This is a genomic window from Kitasatospora sp. NPDC005856 (genome assembly GCF_040629945.1).
Lineage (GTDB): Bacteria > Actinomycetota > Actinomycetes > Streptomycetales > Streptomycetaceae > Kitasatospora.
Genome location: NZ_JBEXWT010000091.1, coordinates 16707 through 36997, shown reverse-complemented (window position 1 = coordinate 36997; position 20291 = coordinate 16707). Strand labels below are relative to the sequence as shown.

At 75.6% G+C, this 20291-nt stretch carries 9 protein-coding genes; 6 read left to right on the top strand and 3 right to left on the bottom strand.

Translation table 11 applies throughout. The features are described 5' to 3' along the window. The 3 genes from ABZ449_RS34830 to mfd all read left to right on the top strand — a co-directional run. A partial coding sequence (locus ABZ449_RS34830) for an SUKH-4 family immunity protein (protein WP_360354110.1) occupies positions 1-1079 on the top strand: 1079 nt, incomplete at its 5' end. A 265-nt stretch (positions 1080-1344) separates the two neighbouring features. Beyond that, positions 1345-2793, top strand: coding sequence for a hypothetical protein (locus tag ABZ449_RS34825; protein ID WP_360354108.1), 1449 nt, complete (start codon positions 1345-1347; stop codon positions 2791-2793). 863 nt (positions 2794-3656) lie between these two features. Further along, a complete protein-coding gene (mfd, locus tag ABZ449_RS34820) occupies positions 3657-7286 on the top strand; it encodes a transcription-repair coupling factor (protein WP_360354106.1) in 3630 nt (1209 codons plus the stop codon). Positions 7287-7462: 176 nt separating this feature from the next. Here the strand turns inward: mfd and ABZ449_RS34815 are convergent, their stop codons facing one another. Beyond that, a complete protein-coding gene (locus tag ABZ449_RS34815) occupies positions 7463-8089 on the bottom strand; it encodes a DUF4352 domain-containing protein (protein WP_360354104.1) in 627 nt (208 codons plus the stop codon). 202 nt (positions 8090-8291) lie between these two features. On the opposite strand from ABZ449_RS34815, the gene ABZ449_RS34810 reads away from it, so the two are divergent. From ABZ449_RS34810 to ABZ449_RS34800, 3 genes are all read left to right on the top strand, one after another. Next, positions 8292-10448 (top strand): N-6 DNA methylase, encoded by a 2157-nt coding sequence (locus tag ABZ449_RS34810; protein WP_360354103.1) that lies wholly within the window; start codon positions 8292-8294, stop codon positions 10446-10448. Between the two features lie 226 nt (positions 10449-10674). Continuing rightward, a complete protein-coding gene (locus ABZ449_RS34805) occupies positions 10675-11397 on the top strand; it encodes a hypothetical protein (RefSeq protein WP_360354101.1) in 723 nt (240 codons plus the stop codon). After that, complete coding sequence (locus tag ABZ449_RS34800; RefSeq protein ID WP_360354099.1) at positions 11394-13022, top strand: serine/threonine-protein kinase; 1629 nt, start codon at positions 11394-11396, stop codon at positions 13020-13022. Before ABZ449_RS34805 ends, ABZ449_RS34800 begins: the two co-directional genes overlap by 4 nt. 23 nt (positions 13023-13045) lie before the next feature. Here ABZ449_RS34800 and ABZ449_RS34795 read toward each other — a convergent pair whose 3' ends face one another. Both ABZ449_RS34795 and ABZ449_RS34790 read right to left on the bottom strand, forming a co-directional pair. Further along, the gene (locus ABZ449_RS34795) at positions 13046-19258 is read right to left on the bottom strand and encodes an SAV_2336 N-terminal domain-related protein (RefSeq protein WP_360354097.1); all 6213 of its coding nucleotides are present in this window, start codon (positions 19256-19258) and stop codon (positions 13046-13048) included. Further along, a complete protein-coding gene (locus tag ABZ449_RS34790) occupies positions 19255-20283 on the bottom strand; it encodes a MoxR family ATPase (protein WP_360354095.1) in 1029 nt (342 codons plus the stop codon). Before ABZ449_RS34790 ends, ABZ449_RS34795 begins: the two co-directional genes overlap by 4 nt. Positions 20284-20291 lie beyond the last annotated feature (8 nt).

The window sequence follows — 20291 nt, the reverse complement described above, 5'->3', positions numbered from 1 at the left end:
CCGCGCCCGCGGCCGGCTACGGCTACCCGAACGCGGGCGGTGCCGCCGGGGTCGTCCCGCCGGCGCCGCAGTCGGCCGCGCCGCAGCCCGCGCCGGTGCCCCCGGGCGTGCCCGTGGTCGGTCCGGGGTACTTCGCCGCGCTCAGCTACCGGGGCCCGGACGGCTCGGAGCAGAAGCTGCTGCACCGCAGCGAGCCCGGCACCCCGCACCCGGAGTGGAAGATCCTCCAGGACCTGCGCCGGCTCAACGTGCCGCCGGAGCAGGTGCTGGAGCTCTACACCGAGCTGGAGTCGTGCGACCTGCCGGGCGGCTACTGCAACCGCATGATCGCCGCGTCCTGGCCGAACGTCCGGCTCACCCACACCGCCCCGTACGGCCGCGACCACGCCTCCCGGCAGGCCGGGATGGCCGAGCTGCTCGACCACCTGGACGAGCTGCACCAGCTGGCGTCGGGTGCCCAGCGGGTCCGCCCGTTCCGGGTGCCGCTGCCCGCGCCCGGGACGGTCCAGGCGCTGCCGCCGCTCCCGTCGCAGCAGCTCGCCCAGGAGACCGGCGCCGCCTTCGGACAGAACCTGTTCCGCTACGAGCAACGCGCCGTCTCCCGCCAGGGCGTGCCCGAGCCGGTCTCCCAGACCCTGATGTGGGCCGGGCTGCCGCGCGACTTCGGGCCGTTCTTCTGGGCGCAGGCGCAGGAGGGCCGACCGATCCCGACGCTCGCCGAGCTGGCCGCCGAGCGCGGCCTGCCCACGGGCCCGGACTTCGGCGGTTACCTGGTGCTGGGCAACGACTACGGTCGGCAGCTGTGCGTCCAGTACGGCACCGCGCACGTGGTGGCCGTGGACATCGAGGGAACCGGCCAGGCGCCCCGGTTCGTCAACAGCGGTGTACCGGAGTTCGTCCGCTCGCTGGCCCTGCTGGGCCGGATGTGGCGGCTGCGGTACGGGCTGACGCCGGACCAGGCCGGTCGCTGGACGACCGACTTCCAGGCCCAGCTCGCCGCGATCGACCCGGCGGCCCTGCAGAACGCGGACACCTGGTGGGCCGTGCTGCTGGAGCAGTTCTGGGACGGCCTGCTGTAGCGGACCGTTCCGGGTCCTCGCAGGTGGGAGGGGCCGTTCCGGTGTCCGGAACGGCCCCTCCGGCGTGCCTGCGAAGCTGCGCCTCGTTGGGGTTTCGCCCAGATCTGCGCAAAATAGGTCAAGAGGATGGGTCTATTCGTCCCGTCCTCGACACATTCCGGTCCGTACGACGATGGAATCCGGCCCAGGCCTCCGAACCGGTTCCGGATCCGTCCGTTCCGTCCGATCATGGGCTCCGCAGCCCGCGAAATGAGGGGAAGAGCCCATGAGCGACGCCGTCCCCCAGTACGGCTTCACCCAGGCCCGCCGTGGCTACGCGCCCGAGCAGGTCGACCGAGCCCTCGCTGCCCTGACGGCGCAGCGCGACGAGGGGTGGGAACGGCTGAGCGTCCTGGGCGCCGGGATCCGGCAGATGGAGGCCCGGCTGGCCGACATCCGCCGGGCCGCCGCGGAGGCCCCGGAGCCCGACTACCAGGTGCTCAGCGAGCAGGCCGCCGGGCTCGCCGCGATGGCCGAGAACGAGGCGCGCGCCGTCCGGGAGAAGGCCGAGCGCTTCGCCGAGGACCTGCGGGACGAGGTCTACGACGCCGGGCAGGCCGCCGCCGGCGCCGCCAAGGAGTACGCCGCCACGACCCGCACCGACGCCGACGCGGCCGCCCGCCGCACCGAGGAGCGGACCCGGGCCGAGGCCGAGGGCATCCGGTCCGACGCCGACCGGGAGAGCCGCGCCGCCCGGGACGCCGCCACCGCCTACGCCGCCAAGGTACGGGTGGCCGCCGCCGAGGCCAGTGAGCAGGCCGAGGCCGACCTGGCCGCCCGGCGCCGCAAGGCCGACGAGACCTTCGCCGCCGCCCAGGCCGCGGCCGACGCCGAGGACTCCGAGGTCTCGGCGACCGCCGAGCGCAAGGTCAAGGAGGCGGAGCAGCAGCGGGAGACCGTGCTGAACCGGATCAAGCAGCTGGAGACGGACGCCCAGGCCAAGGCCGACCAGCTGATCGAGCAGGCCCGCCGGGAGGCCGAGAAGATCAACGCGGCGAGCGAGCAGGAGCAGCGCGAGTTCGACACCCGGCTGGAGACGGTGCAGCAGCACCTGGACCACATCAAGGGGACGCTGGCCTCGCTCACCGGGGCGGCGGTCGGCCAGATCGAGCCCGGGGCGGCGGCCGCCGCCGTCGCGGCCGCCCGGGCCCCCCGGGACTCCGCCGAGGCCGCCGAGGCCGCCGAGGCCGCCGCACCCCCCGCGCCCCCCGCTCCGCGGGAGGCGGTCGCGGACGCCGTCGTCGACGCGTCGCCGGTGGACTCGGAGGCGGACACCGGGGAGATCCCGGTGGCGAACCTGCGCAAGGCCCTGGCTCCCGCGGCTCCCGCCGGGGCCAAGGCCTCCGTCCAGGAGAAGTCGACGACCGTGATGCGGACGCCGGTGGTCGGAAGCAGTGCCACCAGGGCCATCGGCGGGTCCGTGGCGACCGGCCCGGTGCCGCCGAAGCCGGCCTCGCCGCCCGCCGGGGAGACGGTGGGCGACGGGAAGGCGGCCGACGGGAAGGCGGCCGATGGGGCGGCCGCTGCCGGAAACGGTGCCGACGGAAACGGTGCTGCCGGGAAGGGCGACGAGGGGCCGTCGGAGGCCGAGACCCGGATCGTTCCGAAGATCATCATCGTGGACGACGGCAGCGGCTACGCGACCCCCCACACGGTGAGCTACCGCCGGCGCTGACCGGCGGACCGGCGTCGCGAAGGCCCCTGGAAGACCGTCGAGGGCGGTTTCCGGGGGCCTTCGCCGTGCCGGCCGTGCCGACCGTGCTGGCCGGGCCCGGGCCCTCGTCCGCGCGAGCCGCGAAAGTGGGCTCGGAAAGTGGGCTCGGAAAAATGTGGGCTCGGGAAGACGGGCGGGGCTCGGGGATGGGCCGGCGGCCGGCGGGGTAGGCCTCGGGGAACGCGGGGTAGGCGCCGGGGAACGAAAGAGGCCGAGACCCGTGGCGCCCTCCAGGAAAGGGCGCCACGGTTCCCGGCGCTTGGGCGGGCGCCCCCACCCAGGGCCGCCCGGCCTCGCACCTCCGACCCCCATCGGGGGTGCGACAGTGCCCCCACAGCCATCCCCCACGGTTGGGTGCGGCGGGCACGTTCACCATGGTGCGCGATCTCCATGGACGGCCAGTGACAGGAATATGTCCAGTTCGTGGCGGATGGCCGTGCCCGGACGGGGGCGGCTCCCGGATGGTTCGTCCACCGGTCGTCCGGTGTTCCGTCCAGTCGTTCGTTCCCAGATGTGTTCCTGACAATCCGTGGGGGTGGCCGGGCCGGGACCGCGCCGCTGACCCTTTCCGGCCCGCGTCGACCCGCCTTCGGGTTCGCGTTCGGTCCGTGTCCGGTCCCCGTCCGGGCCGCCGGCGCGGCCCCGGTGCGGTCCCGGCCCGGCCCCGGCTCGGCGCCGCCGAAGCCGTGGACCACGTGCGTGTCCCTGCCGCGGCGTAGGCTGGAGACCCCCGGCCGCTCGGCGTGCCGGGCCGTTCGCGTTGCCCCGGCGGGCCTTCGCCGCCCCGGGGCAGCACCAGCCACGGGACGAAGAAGAGACCCCAGATGAGTCTGACCGGACTGCTCGATGTCGTCGCGCGGGACGCGGCGCTCGCCGAGGCGATCGAGGCGGCCACCGCCCCCGGAGCCGCGGCCGGTGGACGCCGCCACCTGGACCTGGTCGGGCCGCCCGCCGCCCGGCCGTTCGCCATCGCCGCGCTGGCCCGCGCGCTCGCCGGGCAGGCCGCCGGGGAACGGGGCCGCCCGGTGCTCGCCGTCACCGCGACCGGCCGCGAGGCCGAGGACCTCGCGGCCTCGCTGCGCTCCCTGCTGCCCGTCGACGCCGTCGCCGAGTTCCCGGCCTGGGAGACCCTGCCGCACGAGCGGCTGTCGCCACGCTCCGACACCGTCGGGCGCCGACTGGCCGTGCTGCGCCGGATCGTGCACCCGCGGGCGGACGACCCGGCGGCCGGGCCGGTCCAGGTGGTGGTCGCCCCCGTCCGCTCGGTGCTCCAGCCGCAGGTCAAGGGGCTGGCCGAGCTGGAACCGGTGGCCGTCCGGCGCGGTGAGTCGTACGACCTGGAGGAGGTGGCCCGCCGGCTGTCCGCCGCCGCCTACGCTCGCGTCGAACTGGTCGAGAAGCGCGGCGAGTTCGCCGTCCGCGGCGGCATCCTGGACGTCTTCCCGCCGACCGAGGAACACCCGCTGCGGGTGGAGTTCTGGGGCGACGAGGTCGAGGAGGTCCGCTACTTCAAGGTCGCCGACCAGCGCTCGCTGGAGATCGCCGAGCACGGCCTGTGGGCGCCGCCCTGCCGGGAGCTGCTGCTCACCGAGGAGGTGCGGGCCCGCGCCGCCGAGCTGGCCGTCGAGCACCCCGGGCTGGCCGAGATCCTGGACAAGATCGCCGAGGGCATCGCGGTCGAGGGCATGGAGTCGCTGGCGCCGGTGCTGGTGGACGACATGGAGCTGCTGCTGGACGTGCTGCCGCTCGGCTCCGTAGCGGTGGTCTGCGACCCGGAGCGGGTCCGCACCCGGGCCGCCGACCTGGTGGCGACCAGCCAGGAGTTCCTGCACGCCTCCTGGGTCGCGGCCGCGGCCGGCGGGGACCGGCCGATCGACCTGGAGGCCATCGACGTCTCCGCGGCCTCGCTGCGCTCGCTCGCCGACGTGCGCGGGCACGCCGACGAGATCGGCCTGCCCTGGTGGTCCGTCAGCCCGTTCGCGACCAGCGAGTCGACCGTCGACGGCATCCTGGAGTTCGACGCCAACACCCTGACCCTCGGCATGCACGCCGTCGAGGCCTACCGGGGCGACACCGCCCGGGCGATCGCCGACGCCAAGGAGCGGCTGGCCGCCGACTGGCGGGTCGTCATGGTGACCGAGGGCCACGGCCCGGCCTCCCGGCTCGCCGAGGTGCTGGGCAACGAGGGCATCCCGGCCCGCCTGGTCGCCGACCTCGCCGAGGCGCCCACCCGGGACGTCGTGCACGTCTCCTGCGGCTCGATCGAGCACGGCTTCGTCGACGAGAACCTGAAGCTCACGGTCATCACCGAGACCGACCTGTCCGGCCAGAAGTCCTCCACCAAGGACATGCGCCGGATGCCCTCGCGCCGCCGCAACGCGATCGACCCGCTGGCGCTGGTGGCCGGCGACTACGTCGTCCACGAGGCGCACGGCGTCGGCAGGTACGTCGAGATGGTGCAGCGCACCGTCCAGGGCGCCACCCGTGAGTACCTGGTGCTGGAGTACGCCCCGGCCAAGCGCGGCCACCCCGGCGACCGCCTGTTCGTGCCGACCGACCAGCTCGACCAGGTCACCAAGTACGTCGGCGGCGAGGCCCCGACGCTGCACCGGCTCGGCGGCGCGGACTGGGCGAAGACCAAGCAGCGGGCCAAGAAGGCGGTCAAGGAGATCGCCGCCGACCTGATCAAGCTCTACTCGGCGCGGATGGCCGCCCCCGGCCACACCTTCGGTCCGGACACCCCGTGGCAGCGGGAACTGGAGGACGCCTTCCCGTACGCGGAGACGCCGGACCAGCTGACCACCATCGCCGAGGTCAAGGCGGACATGGAGAAGTCCGTCCCGATGGACCGGCTGATCTGCGGCGACGTCGGCTACGGCAAGACCGAGATCGCCGTGCGCGCCGCGTTCAAGGCCGTGCAGGACGGCAAGCAGGTGGCGGTCCTGGTGCCGACCACGCTGCTGGTGCAGCAGCACTTCTCCACCTTCGCCGAGCGCTACGCCAACTTCCCCGTCACGGTGAAGGCGCTGTCCCGCTTCCAGACCGACAGCGAGGCCAAGGCCGTCCTGGAGGGGCTGTTCGAGGGCTCGGTGGACGTCGTCATCGGCACCCACCGGCTGTTCTCCTCCGAGACCAGGTTCAAGGACCTCGGCCTGGTCATCGTGGACGAGGAGCAGCGCTTCGGCGTCGAGCACAAGGAGCAGCTGAAGAAGCTGCGCGCCAACGTGGACGTGCTCACCATGTCCGCGACCCCGATCCCGCGCACCCTGGAGATGGCGGTCACCGGCATCCGCGAGATGTCCACCATCACCACCCCGCCGGAGGAGCGGCACCCGGTGCTGACCTTCGTCGGGCCGTACGACGAGAAGCAGATCTCGGCCGCGATCCGGCGTGAACTCCTGCGCGAGGGCCAGGTGTTCTACATCCACAACCGGGTGGAGTCGATCGACAAGGCGGCCGCCCGGCTGAAGGACCTGGTGCCCGAGGCGCGGGTCGCCACCGCGCACGGGCAGATGGGCGAGACCCAGTTGGAGAAGGTCGTCGTCGACTTCTGGGAGAAGGAGTTCGACGTCCTGGTGTCGACCACGATCGTGGAGTCCGGCATCGACATCTCCAACGCCAACACCCTGATCGTGGAGCGCGGCGACACCTTCGGCCTCTCCCAGCTGCACCAGCTGCGCGGCCGGGTCGGGCGAGGCCGCGAGCGCGGCTACGCGTACATGCTGTACCCGCCGGAGAAGCCGCTCACCGAGACCGCTCACGAGCGGCTGGCCACCATCGCCCAGCACACCGAGATGGGCGCCGGCATGTACGTCGCGATGAAGGACCTGGAGATCCGCGGCGCGGGCAACCTGCTCGGCGGCGAGCAGTCCGGGCACATCGCGGGCGTCGGCTTCGACCTCTACATGCGGATGGTCGGCGAGGCGGTGGCCGAGTTCCGGGAGTCGCTGGCGGGCGGCGGGGAGCCGGAGGAGGAGCCGCTGGAGGTGAAGATCGAGCTGCCGGTCGACGCCCACGTGCCGCACGACTACGCGCCCGGCGAGCGGCTGCGGCTGCAGGCGTACCGCTCGATCGCGGCGGTCAACTCGGAGGAGGACATCCAGCAGGTCCGGGACGAGCTGGTGGACCGCTACGGCAAGCTGCCCGAGCCGGTGGAGAACCTGCTGCTGGTCGCGGCGCTGCGGCTGTACGCCCGGCGGTGCGGGATCTCGGACATCACCCTCCAGGGCTCCAACGTCCGCTTCGGACCGGTGGAGCTGCGGGAGTCCCAGCAGCTGCGGCTGAACCGGCTCTACCCGCGCAGCCAGGTGAAGGCGGCGGCCCAGCAGCTGCTGGTGCCGCGCCCGAGCACCGGGCGGATCGGCGGCAAGCCGCTGGTCGGTCGGGAACTGCTGGGCTGGTGCACCGAGTTCCTGTCGGCCATGTTCGACGACCTGGCGGGGTCGAAGAAGTAGGAATCCGGAGGGTGTCCGCCCTCCGGGGCGGTTCACGGCGGTCTCGGGCTCTGCCCCGGGGCCGCCGTTTCGTGTGGACGGGCGCCGGCTGTCGTTGACGCGGGTGCCGTGGCAGACCGACTGTGAACAGAAGTGTCGGCTGAGGGGCGCGGGCGTCAGCCGAGAGGAGGGGCGTTTCAGCCGAGCTTCCACTGGCCGGTCTGCGGGGCGAAGCCGCTGTCGAGGCCGAACTGGGCCTTGTCGAGCTTGGCGTCCTTCGGGACCTCGAAGGTGACGAAGCCGAGGGCGCTCTCGCCGGGCGCGATGTTGGCGGGGACCTGGAAGCTCGGGCCGGCCTTGGTGTCCGCGATCGTCGTGCTGAAGGCCTGGCCCTGGGCGTCGACCACCTTGGCGCTGTTGCCCGGGACGTCGCCGTAGGCCTTCTTGCCGCTCGCCTTGATCCGGAACTGGACCGCGACGAAGCGCTTGCCGTCGGCCGGGTGGGTGAACTCGTCCTCGCCCTCGGCGTTGTCGACCACCTTCACCAGCGTCACGTCGGCGGTGTCGGCCGGGTCGTTGCCCTTGAGCGCGATCGTGTCGCCGACCTTCGCGACCTGGGGGGCGTCGGCCGGCTTGCTCCCGGCGGGCTTGGCGGCCTCGGAGCCGGTGGCGGCGCCCGGCGCGGGGGCGGCGGCGGTCTGCTTGGGGTCGGTGGAGACGGAGGAGCCGCCGGTGGTGGAGTCGCAGGCCGTCGCGCTGAGCGTGACCAGGGCGGCGCCCAGCAGCAGGGCGGCGGTGCGGCGGCGGGTGGTGGTGGCGGACACGGGCATCTCCCAGTGGATCAGTGGCCTTCCGGAAGCGGTGGTCTTCCGGGTGCCGCCCCCTCTCGGTGGCGACGAAGAGATCACACCACCCGGCCGTGAACCATGTCAATGGGATTTCACAAAAGAGCTCTGTTCACATGTGAACTCCGATCTTGGCGTGCGTGACTATGCTGTGAGGTCACAGCCCATCCGAGGAGCCCCCGTGCCGGACCGTCCCGAAGTGACCGCCGCCGAGATCGCCCGGCTGGCCGGCGTCGGCCGGGCCGCCGTGAGCAACTGGCGCCGCCGCCACCCCGACTTCCCGCGCCCGGTCGGCGGCACCGACGCCAGCCCGGCCTTCGCGCTCGCCGAGGTCGAGTCCTGGCTGCGCGCCCAGGGCAAGATCGCCGAACTCCCGCTGCTGGAGCGGGTCTGGCAGCTCGTCGACACCCTCCGCGACCCGGCCGGCCACCCCGCCGCCCCGCTGGTCGAGGCGGGCGCCCTGCTCCTGCTGCTGCACCGCGAGCCCGACCAGTGGGCCGGGCTCGCCGACCGACCGGACACCCGGCTCGCCCTCGCACTGCCCCGGGCCGTCGCCGGCACCGCCGTGCACGCCTTCGGCCCGGACGGCGCCCGCACCCTCGGCCTGCCCGGCCTGCTCGGCAGCACCCAGCTGGACCTCGCCCGGCTGCTCGCCGAACTCGCCGCGCAGGCGGGACCGGTCGGCGCGTACGAGCAACTGCTCACCCGGTACGCCGAGGCCAACACCCGGCAGCTCAGCCCCACCCCGCCGGAGGCCGCCGAACTGCTCGCCGCCGTCGCCGGCGTCCCCGCCACCGTGCTCGACCCGGCCGTCGGCCTCGGCTCCGTCCTGCTCGCCCACCCGCCGACCACCGGCCGCTACGGCCAGGACGCCGACCCGGTCACCGCCGCCCTCGCCCGGCTCCGGATCGCCCTGCACACCCCCGCCGACGAGCCCGGCCCGCTCCCGCTCGACCTGCGGGCCGGCGACGCCCTGCGCGCCGACGGCTTCCCCGGCGACACCTTCGAGGCCGTGCTCTGCCAGCCCCCGTACAACGAGCGCGACTGGGGCCACGACGAGCTGCAGTTCGACACCCGCTGGCCCGGCGGACTCGTCCCGCCGCGCGGCGAGTCCGAACTCGCCTGGGTACTGCACTGCCTGGCGCACACCCGCCCCGGCGGCCTCGCCGCCCTGCTGCTCCCGCCGACCGTCGCCGCCCGCCGGGCCGGCCGCCGCGTCCGGGCCGAACTGCTCCGCTCCGGCGCGCTGCGAGCCGTCATCGCGCTGCCGGCCGGAGCCGCCCCGCCGTACGGCGTCCCGCTGCACCTGTGGGTGCTGCGCGCACCCGAGCCGGGCAGCGACTTCCGCCAGGTGCTGCTGCTCGACGCCGGGGCGGCGCACTCCGGTCCGGGCGGCGCCGCCGGGGCGCCGGCCGCCGAGGGCGGCCGGGACAGGGTCGACTGGACCGAACTGCGCCGCACCGTCCTGGACGCCTGGCGCGGCTTCGACCTCGCCGCGCGCGAGGGCCTGCCGGTCCCCGCCGACCGCCCCGGCGTCCACCGGACGATGGCCGCCATCGACCTGCTCGACGACGAGACCGACCTCTCCCCGGCCCGGCACGTGCCGCCCGCCACCCCGCTCGGCGGCGCGGCCGAACTCTCCCACCTCGGCGGCCGGCTGGCCGAGCTGCTGGCCGGGCTGCCGGACCCGGTCACGCTGCTGCCGCAGCCCGGCGGGGCGTCCGGCGGGGCATCGGGCGCGGCGCCGGTCGGGTCGGTCACCATCGGCGAGCTGGTCCGCGGCGGCGCGCTGGAGGTGTACTCCTCCGGCACCGGCGCCGCCACCCGGTCGGCCGGGGCCGGATCGGGCGGCACCCCCGTCGTCACCGACCAGGACCTCGCCACCGGCTCCGCGCCCAGCGCCGTCCTGGCCACCGGGCCCGGCCCGGCCGGGGACGTCCGCACCCGCCCCGGCGACGTCCTGGTCCCCGCCCTCGGCGGTGGCACCGCCCGCGTCGTCCCCGCCGAGGGCCCGCTGGTCGGCGCCGCCCTCGGCCGCCAGCTCCACCTCCTGCGGTCCGATCCGGCCGCCCTCGACCCCGAATTCCTGGCCGGCCAGTTCCGCTCCACCGCGGGCACCCGGCGCGCCGCCAGCCACGCCACCACCACCGCCCGCCTCGACATCCGCCGCGTCGAACTGCCCCGCCTCCCGCTCCCCGCCCAGCAGCGCCTCGGCGCCGCCTTCGCCCGCCTCGCCGCCTTCGACACCGCCTTGGCTCAGGCCGCCACCCTCGGCCGCAGCCTCGCCCAGGCCGCCACCGACGCCCTGGCGACCGGCACCCTGACGCCGCCGAACTGAGGCCCGTCCGGCGGTCTCGCGGCGGTTGGGCGGCGGTTCGACCCGGCAGGGTCCAGGGCGGGCGCCCCGGGAGGTGACCCCGGGTCAGTAGCGGCGGGGTACCGGCGGGATACCGATGCGGCAGCGTCCGGACGGAAGCCCTCCGGAGCGGCCGGGCCGGGCGGTACGGTGGGCGCAACCGGTCGCACCGCCCTCGGTGCCGGTCCTCACCAGCTCAGGAGCGCGCATGTCAGGGCAGTACCCCGGGCAGTTCGGACCGCCGCCCGGCGGAGCGCCGTACGGGCCGGGGCCCGGGCAGGGGTACGCGCCGGACTCGCCGCCCGCGCCGGCGACGGCAGCCGGGCCGGCTCCGATTCCCGGACGGTTCGGGGTGGCCGCGCGGGTGTTGTGCGCGCTGGCCCCGCTGGTCAGCTTCGGCCTGCTCGGGGCCGTCCCCTCGCTGCTGCTGGCGGTCCGGCGCCGGCGGGCGTACGACATCCTCGGCGCCGCGGTGTTCTGCGCGCTGCTGCTCGCCATGATCGTCTCGGCCGGGGTCGCGGGCACCCTGAAGAACCCGACCGCCGACACCACCGGCCAGATCACGCTGGCCGTGCTGTGGCTCCTGCCGACGGCGCACTTCCTGGTGATGGACAGCCGCGCGGTCTGGCTGGCCGGGCCTCCGGCGCCGCAGGCGGCACAGCCGTCCGCGCCGCCGCACGTCGTGGCGCCGTACGCCTCGTCGTACGCGGCGACCACGCCCGGGTACGGCGCTCCCACCCCGCCGCCGACCGCCCGGACCATCCAGATCGCCCCTGCGTCCCCTGCGTCCCCTGCGTTCCCTGCGCCCACGGCTCACCCGACGCCCCCGCTGCCCCCGGCGCCCACGGCTCACCCGGCCCCCGAGACCGCCCACGACCTGCGCGAGCTGGGCGAGTTGCTGCGCCGCCAGGCCCGCGAGGACCGGCCGTGACGGCCGCCCGGCTGATCGCCGGCCGCTACCGGCTCACCGAGAAGATCGGTCACGGCGGCATGGGCCAGGTCTGGGCCGGCCAGGACGAACGGCTGCAGCGCGCGGTCGCGGTCAAGCTGCTCCGCCCCGAGCACCTGCTCCCCGGCGGGGCCGGCGCCGGAGGCGAACGGGCCCGCCACAGCGACGAGTTGCGCCGCCGTTTCCTGCGCGAGTGGCGGGTCACGGCCGCGCTCGACCACCCCGGGCTGGTCACCGTCTTCGACGCGGGCGAGGACGAGGGCGAGCTCTACCTCGTCATGCAGCGCATCCCCGGGGTCAGCCTGGCCGACCTCATCGCCGAGGACGCGCCCCTCCCGATCGAACGCGCGGCGGCCGTCGCCGCCCAGCTGTGCGGCGCGCTGGCCGCCGTCCACGCCATCCCGGTGGTCCACCGCGACCTCAAGCCGAGCAACGTCATGGTCCGCGAGGACGGCCGCACCGTCCTGCTCGACCTCGGCATCGCCACCGCCCTCGACACCGAGACCACCCGGCTGACCCTCACCGGCGTGCCCGTCGGCAGCCCCTCCTACATGGCCCCCGAACAGGCCCTCGCCGCCACCACCGACCCGCGCAGCGACCTCTACGCGCTCGGCTGCCTGCTGCACGAGATGCTGGCCGGTGAGGAGCCGTTCCGGGCCCCGACCGCGCTCGGTGTCCTGCGCCGGCACGTCGACGAACCGCCCGTCCCGCTGCGGGAGTTGCGCCCCGAGGTGCCGCATCCGCTGGAACAGCTGGTGCTCGACCTGCTCGCCAAGCAGCCCGCCGACCGTCCCGCCGACGCCCAGGCCGTGTACGCGCGGCTGCTCCCGCTGCTGCCCCCGGCCGACGGTGGCCCGCAGCCCCGCTACACCCCGCTGCCGGACCCGGCCCGCCCCTTCCGCTACCCGCACCAGCCGCAGCCGGCGGCCGTGGCGGCCGCCCCGGTGCCCGTGGTCCGTTCCGAGCCGCGGCCCTTCCTCATGCCGCCCGCCCCGCCGACACCGCCGCCCGTCCCCGGCTGTCCGGACCTCGGCGCCGAGTGCGCCCGGCTCTCCGACCTGGTCGACGCCGGCCGCCACGCCGACGTGCTCGGCCTCGCCGCCCGCCTGCTGCCCCGGGCCGAGGCCGAACTCGGCGAAACCGCGCCCCTGGTGCGCACCATCCGCACCATCTACGCCCGCACCCTCCTGCACGAGGGCCACCCCCAGCAGGCCCTCCCCGAGTACCGCCGTCTCGCCGCCACCGCCGACGGCGGCCCGCACGGCCCCCAGGGACTCGACCACCGCTACCGCGCCGCCATCTGCCTCGACCGGCTCGGCCACGGCTCCGAAGCCCTCGCCGAGTACCAGGTCCTCCTGACCGCCCACACCGCCCGCCTCGAATCGGGCCTGGACACCGACCCCGAGCGGGCCTACGACCTCCGCGAGCGCATCGGCCTCCACCTCGCGGCCGCCGGCGACCCGCAGAACGCCTGGCAGTGGCTGCTCCCCCTCCTCCTCGACCGCGAACGCCGCGACGGCCCCCACCACCCCACCGTCCGCCGCCTGCGCCACTCCCTCTCCACCCTCACCCCCACCGCCACCCCCTGGCCCCCGGCGCCGCGCTGAACCGGCCCCGAGGGCCCGTCCGGCTACTCGTCGGCCTCCGGCGGTTCGCCGGTTTCCCGTAGCTCGTCGGCCTCCCGCCGGGCGGCCGACGCCTCGGCCGGATCCGCTCCGGTCGCGGTGAGCAGGTCGGCCAGGTCGCCCAGGGCCTCGGCGAGGTCGGCGGTGTACTCCGGGTCCTGCCGTACGAGGCCGCGGAGCATGCCGACCCGCCGGTGGGCCGGATCGAGCGCGTCGGTGGGCCGGCCGAGGTCCCGGAGGGTCGTGAACCGCACCCCCAGGGCCCAGGCGAGGAACGGCTCCTCCGCCGCCGGTACGTCCGGGGCCCGCCCGCCGACCAGGGCGATCGCCTCCTCGACGGCGGCCAGCGCCGGCCGCGGCTGTCCGGTCCCGGCGAGCAGGTACGCCAGGTTGCCGAGCGCGTGGGCGAGATCGGTGCGGTGTTCCTCGGGTCTCGCCCGGTGGAGCTCCCGGTAGGTGCGCACCGCCTGGTCGAGGACCGGCACCGCCTCCTCGGACCGGTCGTGGTCGTCCAGCCGGACCGCCAGCAGTTCGCCGGCCTCGGCGAACGCGGGGGCGTGCGCGTCCGGGTCCTGCTCGGCCAGCCGGGCGAGGACCCGGACGCGCTCCGCGGCCGCGTCCAGGGCCTCGTCCTGCGCCCCGGCCGCGGTGAGCCGCTGGTCCAGGGTCTGCAGTGCCCAGCCGAGGCCCGTCAGCCCGGCCTCCGGGTCGCGGGCGACGAGTTCGCGGAACCGGGCCACGGCGGTCCTGGCGGCCGCCAGCGCCTCCTCCGTCCGGCCCGCCTCGCCGAGCCGCAGCGCCAAGTCGTCGAGGGCGTCCGCCAGGGCGGCGTCCTCGGGTGCCCCCGTACCGGCGGCGCTCTCCAGCAGAGCCACGGCCTCCTCGCAGGACGCGACCGACTCGGTGAACCGCTCCGCGGCACCCAGCAGCCTGCCGTGGTACTGCAGCGCCTGGGCGAGCCGGGTGGTGAAGGGCGCCCGGTCCCGGCCGACGGCCTCCCGCAGCAGGGCGACGTGCTCGGTGGCGACGGTCAGGGCGTCGGCGGACCGGCCCGCGGACACCAGGTCGTCGGTGAGGTCGCCGAGGGTGTTCAGCCGTTCCGTCAGGTACTCGTCGTCGGTGTCCGGGCCGGGGGGCACGAGGGCGACGGTCTCCAGCGCCAGCGCGGACAGCTCGTCGCCGAGCCCGTGCGTGGCGAGCCGGCCGGCGAGCAGCCGCACGACGTGGTGGAGGGTGGGCAGGTGGGCCGCCGGATCGTGCCCGCTCAGCCGCCGGAGCAGGGCGACCCGCTCCCGGAACGCGTCGAGCGCGTCCTGCGGTCGGCCCGCCTCCTCCAGCCGGACGGCAGCGGTGGACAGGGCCCAGGCGAGGGCGGGGCCGTGCTCCGGGAGATCCAGGCGGGCGAGGTCCCGGCCCAGGGCGACGGCCTCCAGGGCCGCCTCCAGGGCGTCGGCGGACCGGCCGAGCCGGGACAGGTAGGTCGCGAGGTCGTCCAGGGCGTCGACGAGTGCGACCCGGTGCCGGATGGAGCCGTCGGCGGCGGGCCGGAGGAGGGCGATCCGCTCCTCGGCGGCCGCCACGGCCTCCGCGAACCGGTCGTCCCTGTTCAGCAGCCTTCCGATCGGGGACAGGATCGTCGTCAGGAGTTCGTCGGGCTGCTGGTCGGCCGGCCCGAGCTCCCGGAACATCGCGGCGGCCTCCTGAGCGGCCGTGAGCGCCGCCGACTCCTGGCCCAGCTCGATCAGGGCGAAGGCCAGGTCGCCGAGGGCCCGGGCGAGCGTGCGCCGGTGCTCGGCCGGGTCGGCGGCGGCGAGCGCGCGGAGCAGGTCGACCCGCTCCGTCATGACGGCGACCGCTTCTTCGTACCGACCGGCCGTGGTCAGCTGCCTGCCGAGGGCGCGCAGCGCGGTGGTGAGATCCGGCAGGCTCGTGTCGAAGGCCGGGGCCTCGGCTTCCCGGGCGACGGCCACGGCTACGTGGGCCGCTTCCCGGGCGATGGCCACGGCCTCGAGGGCCGCTTCCAGGGCCTCCTCGGGCCGGTCGAGCGAGACGAGCAGGTCGGACAGCTGGGAGAGTGCGTCGATCAGGTCACCCGTGTACGTGGCCGGATCGGCTTCGGCGAGCGGCCGCAGCAGGGCGGTGCCCTCCTCGGCGGCGGCGAGCGCCTCCGACCCGCGCTCCGCCTCCGCGAAGCGCCGTTGGAGGGTGTTCAGCGACCTGGCGAGACCGGGCCGGTGGGTGGCGGCGTCCCGGGCGAGCCGGCGGTACAGGCCGACGGCCTCCAGGGCCACGGTCAGGGCTTCGTCCTCCCGGTCCGCCACCGCGAGGCCCAGGGCGAGGATGTTGAGGGCCGCGGCGAGTTGCGGCAGGTGCTCGTCCGGGTCGATCACGGCGAGTTCCCGCAGGAGCGCCACCGACTCCTCGGCGGTCGGGACGGCGTCCGTGCCGCGGTCGGCCTGGACGAGTGAGTGGTGGAGACTGTTCAGGGCCCAGGACAGACTGATCCGGGCCTCGTGCCCGTCCGTCGCGGCGAGGAGCCGGTGGAGGGCCACCGCCTCCCGGCCCACGGGGATCGCGTCGTCGTAACGGCCCGTCGCGTTGTGACGGATGGCCAGGTCCAGCAGCGCGTCGGCGAGGTCGGACCGGTGGTCCTCCGCGTCGGGTGACCGGCGCAGGACGGCGACCTCCCGGGTGGAGGCGTCGACGGCCTCCTCGTGACGGCCCAGCGAGGCGAGGGACCGTCCGAGCACGCCCAGGGCCGCGGCCAGGCTCGCGGCGCTGTCGAACTCCTGGTACAGCTCGACGGCCTCCGCGGCCGCCGTGACGGCGGGTTCGAACCGGCGGCCCCGGCTGAGCAGGGTCGCCAGGCTGAACAGCGCGTCGGCGAGCTCGGGGCCGTGGGCGTCGGGGTCCTCCACCCGGAGGCCGCGGACCAGGGCGACCCGTTCCGCGGCGACCGCGACGGCCTCGGAGACCTCGCCGTTCCTGGCGAGGACGATGGCCAGGATGTCCTGGGCCCAGGAGAGCAGGGATCGGTCCGCCAGTCCGTGGGCGAGTCCGACCGCCTCGCGGGCGGCCACCGAGGCGGCGGGGGGCCGGTCGACGTGCGAGTGCTCCAGGGCGAGCTGGCCCAGGGCGTCGACGAGTTCGGGCTGGAAGGCGGTCGAGTCGATGACCACGAGATCGCGCACCAGGGCCACCCGTTCCTCGTCGACGGAGGCCGCCTCCTGGTGCCGCCCCGCCCTGTGCAGGGCCTGGTCGAGGACGCGCAGCACCCGGCTCAGGGTGGCGCCGTGGGAGAGGAAGTCGGTTCCGGCGAGTTCCCGGAGCAGACCGGCCGCCTCCGTCGCGGCGGCGATCGCCTCGTCGGTGCGGTCGACGGCGAGGAGGCGGTCGGTCAGGGTCTCCAGCGCTTCGGCGAGGGTGCGCCGGAGCTGCCCTCCGGGATCGCCGGTCGTCCTCAGGGAGCGGACGCGCTCCTCGGCGGCGGTGACGGCCTCCTCGGCGCGGTCGGCGCGGTCCAGCAGGCGGCCGTGGGTGTTCAGGCTCCAGGCGAGGTCGCCGTGCAGCTCCGGTGACTCGGCGGCCAGCCGGCGCAGCAGCGCCACGGATTCCCCGGAGGCGTCCAGGGCCTCGGGCAGCCGGTCGGACGGCAGCCAGATCGCCAGGTCGTCGAGGGCGTCGGCGAGTTCGAGGCCCACGGGGGTGCCCGAGGCGGACAGCTCGCGGAGCAGGACGATGCGTTCGACGGCCGTGTCCACGGCCTCGTCCACCCGGCCGACGGAGCCCAGAACGTTGCCCAGGGTCTGGAGTGCGGATGCGTGGGCCTGCGGCTGGGAAGCGCCCGAGGCGGCCAGCCGGCGGTAGTGGTCGAGGCACTCCTGCGCCGGGGCGAGCGCGTCGTCGGCGCGGTCGGCGTCGAGGAGCTCCTCGGCGAGGTCGCGCAGGGCGAGGGCGAGTCCCGTCTGCCGCTCGGCACCGGTCGCGGGTGAGCGGCGCAGCGCCGCGATGTGCGCCTCCAGTTCGGCGATCGTCTCCTCGGTGGCTCCGGCCCGGGCCATCCGGGTGCGGAGGGACCGCAGGGTCCGCTCGATCGGCGGGGCCAGCGCGCCGCGGTCGGCCTCGCCCAGTTCCTCGTACGCGGAGACGGCCCGGCGGTCCGCGTCCTGGGCGGCACGGGAGGAGCCCGTGGCGCGCAGTCTGTTGCCCAGGGTGAGGAGGGCCTCGACGCGCCGCAGGGCCAGCGGACTCCCGGGTTCCCCGCCGAGCACGTCCAGCAGGTCGGCGCACTCCTCGGCGGCGGCCAGGGCGTCCTCGGTCCGTTCGGCGAGCGCGAGGCGGGAGCCGAGCTGGTCCAGGGCCCAGGCCAGTCCCCGCCGGTAGTCCGCCGGGAACCGCTCGGCCAGGTCGCGGGCGGCGTCGCGGACCCGGGACCAGTCCTCGATCGACTCGTGGGCCGAGGCGAGGCGCCGGAGTTCGTCGGCGGTCTCCGGTCGCCGCGGGTCGATCCGCCGCTCCCGCTCCAGCAGGCTCCTGACCTCGGAGAAGGAACCGTCCGCTGCGGGTGGGGGTGCCGGTTCGGCTGTCCGGGCGGGACCGGCGGGCCGTTCCGGCGTCCCGGGGCGCTCCTGCGGCACGTCCACCGGCGGGAGGCCGAGGGCGAGCCGGAGCGGGTCGGAGAGCAGGGCGAACGGGACGTCGCCGCAGGGCGGGCGCAGCCAGGCGGGGAAGTGGGCGGAGCGGCCGGCCAGCCGTTCGAGCTGGCGGGAGACGTGCTCGTTGCAGTCCCGGAGCTGGTCGAGGGACAGGAGGTCGAGCAGGGCGTCGGTCGCCTCGGGGTCGACGGAGAAGCGCAGGTGAGGGGTGTCGGTGGGGTCGGTGCCGGGCGCGCCGGGGTGGTGCAGCGGCCCGCCCAGGACGACTTCGGCGAGTGCGGCCGTGTTGTCGGGGCCGTTGGCGTAGGCGTTGATCAGCTGCATGACCGGCATGGTCACGGTGCCCCGGGCCGCGAGGTGGGCGGCCAGCCGGCGGGCCTCCGGCGAGGCCGTGCGCAGGAAGTGGGCGAGCCGGTCGGCGGGGTCGGTGCGGGCCGGTTCCGCTCGGTCGGCGGAGCCGGACCACAGCTGCTGGAGCGCCGGGCGGCCGGGGACGGTGGTGGTCTGCACCCAGGCGGTCAGCGAGGCGGGGGTGAGGGCCAGTACGGGGATGGCCATCCGCCCGTCGTAGGGGGCGAGTTCCGGCGGCAGGACCGGGTCCGTGGTGCGCCAGGTGCTGTTGGGCCGGCCGGCCGCCGGGGCGGCGGTCTGCCACGGTGTGGTGGTGATGCCGCTGCCGGGCCAGAGCCGCCGCGGCAGGGCGTGCACGATCGCGGTCGGGCCCTGCCCGGCCCAGGCGTTCAGCAGCGGGGCCATCCGGTCGTCGGCCCAGAGCACGGAGCTGCCGTCACTGACGACCAGGACCATGGTGCGCTCGGCGGTGGACGTGATGCCGAGCGGGCTGAGGACGGCTTCGGTCGGGCCGCCGCGGTGTCGGGTGAGGACCGGCCGCCGCTCCGGCTCGGACCAGTGCAGCCCGTAGCGGTCGATCCGGCGGAAGGCGCCGGTGCGTTCGAGCAGCGCGCGCAGGGCGGCGATCTGGTCCTCCCACACCTGCATGGCGATGCCCCGTTCGACCACCAGCGCGAGGCGCAGCCACGGTTCCTGCTGGGGCCGCAGCACTCCCTGGAGCAGTCCGGTCTGGGCGATGGCCTCGGTGGTGGCCACCTCGTCGAGTTCGAAGCGGGAGGCGCTGGGGGCGCGGCGCTTGAGGGGGCGCAGGGCCCGGCCGAGGGCGAGCGTGTCGGGCAGCGCCCGGGGTGCGGGGGCGCTGACGGCCCCGCCGCGGGCCGGTGGTGCGGCCGGGGCGCCGTCCGCGGTGCCCGCTCCGGGACCGGGGTCGGCCGGGCGGCGGCGGTCGCCGCCGTGCGGCGGTTCGGTGGCGTGCAGTCCGGGATGGTCCGCGGCGGGTTTGACCGGCGGGTGCGGGCGGGCCGGTCCGACGCCGCGGCCGCCGGCCTCGGACCTGTCGTCCGGCTCGGGCCCGGCCAGGGTGCGGACGATCGGGGCGGTCGCTCCGGCCGGGAGGTGGGTGGCCAGCCAGAACGCGTCCAGGGCCTCCTCCGGGGTGAGCTCGACCGCGGTGCCGCTCAGGGCCGCCCGCAACCGCCGGTACACGGTCACCGGACCTTGTTGAGCGCGTGCAGGACGGCCTTCATCAGGCCCTGCGGGGCGACCCGGGCACCGCCGGTGCGGAGGAAGACCGCGTTGAGGATCTGGTCGGTGGCGAGCTCGTCGACGGCCCGCCGGTCGAGGAACTCCTTGACGAGGTCGTCGATCCGGCTGCTCTCGACGTCGGTCAGGTGGGCCCTGATGATCTGACGGAGCTGCTCCTCGGCCGGGTCCTTCAGGTAGAGCGGGACGCAGCGCCGCAGGAAGGCGGGCGGGAAGTCGCGTTCCCCGTTGGTCGTGATGACCACGACGGGGAACTGGGTGCAGGTGACGGTGCCCCGGGTGACGGCGGCCCGCCCGTCGCGGTCGGCGGTGGTGACGGTGATGACGTCGCGGCCCTGGGGTAGCCGGGACAGCTCGGGGATCTCGAAGACGCCTTCCTCGAAGACCGTGAGCAGGTCGTTGGGCAGGTCGAGGTCGCCCTTGTCGAGCTCGTCGATCAGCAGCACCCGGGGCCGGTCGGTGGGGACGAGGGCGGTGCCGAGCGGGCCGAGGCGCAGGAACAGGCCGATGTCCTCGGCCGCGTCGGCCGGCCGGTCGGCGTCGTCCCGGTTCAGCCCGCTGTGCTGGAGGCGGCCGATGGCGTCGTAGCGGTAGAGCGCGTCCTGCAGGGTGGAGCGGCTGTTGACCGGCCAGTGCAGCACCTGGCCGAGGTCGAGTTCCCGGGCGATCTCGTGGGCCAGCGAGGACTTGCCGGTGCCGGGGCGCCCGGTCACCAGCAGCGGCCGGCGCAGGTAGATGGCCGCGTTGATGACGTCGATCTGGGTCTGGTCGTGCAGGACGTACGGGCGGTCGGGGTAGCCGCCGGCGGGGTCGGGCCGGTCCTCGCCGTCGGACGCGGCCAGGGCGAAGCGCCGCCAGGGCGGGGGCGGCGGCAGTTCGACTCGCTCCTGCCGTCCGTCGCCGTGGAAGACCCGCCAGGACGGGTCCTCCGCGCCGGTCTCGGCCGGCATCGGCGGTGTTGGCTGAGTGGTCATGCGTCCTC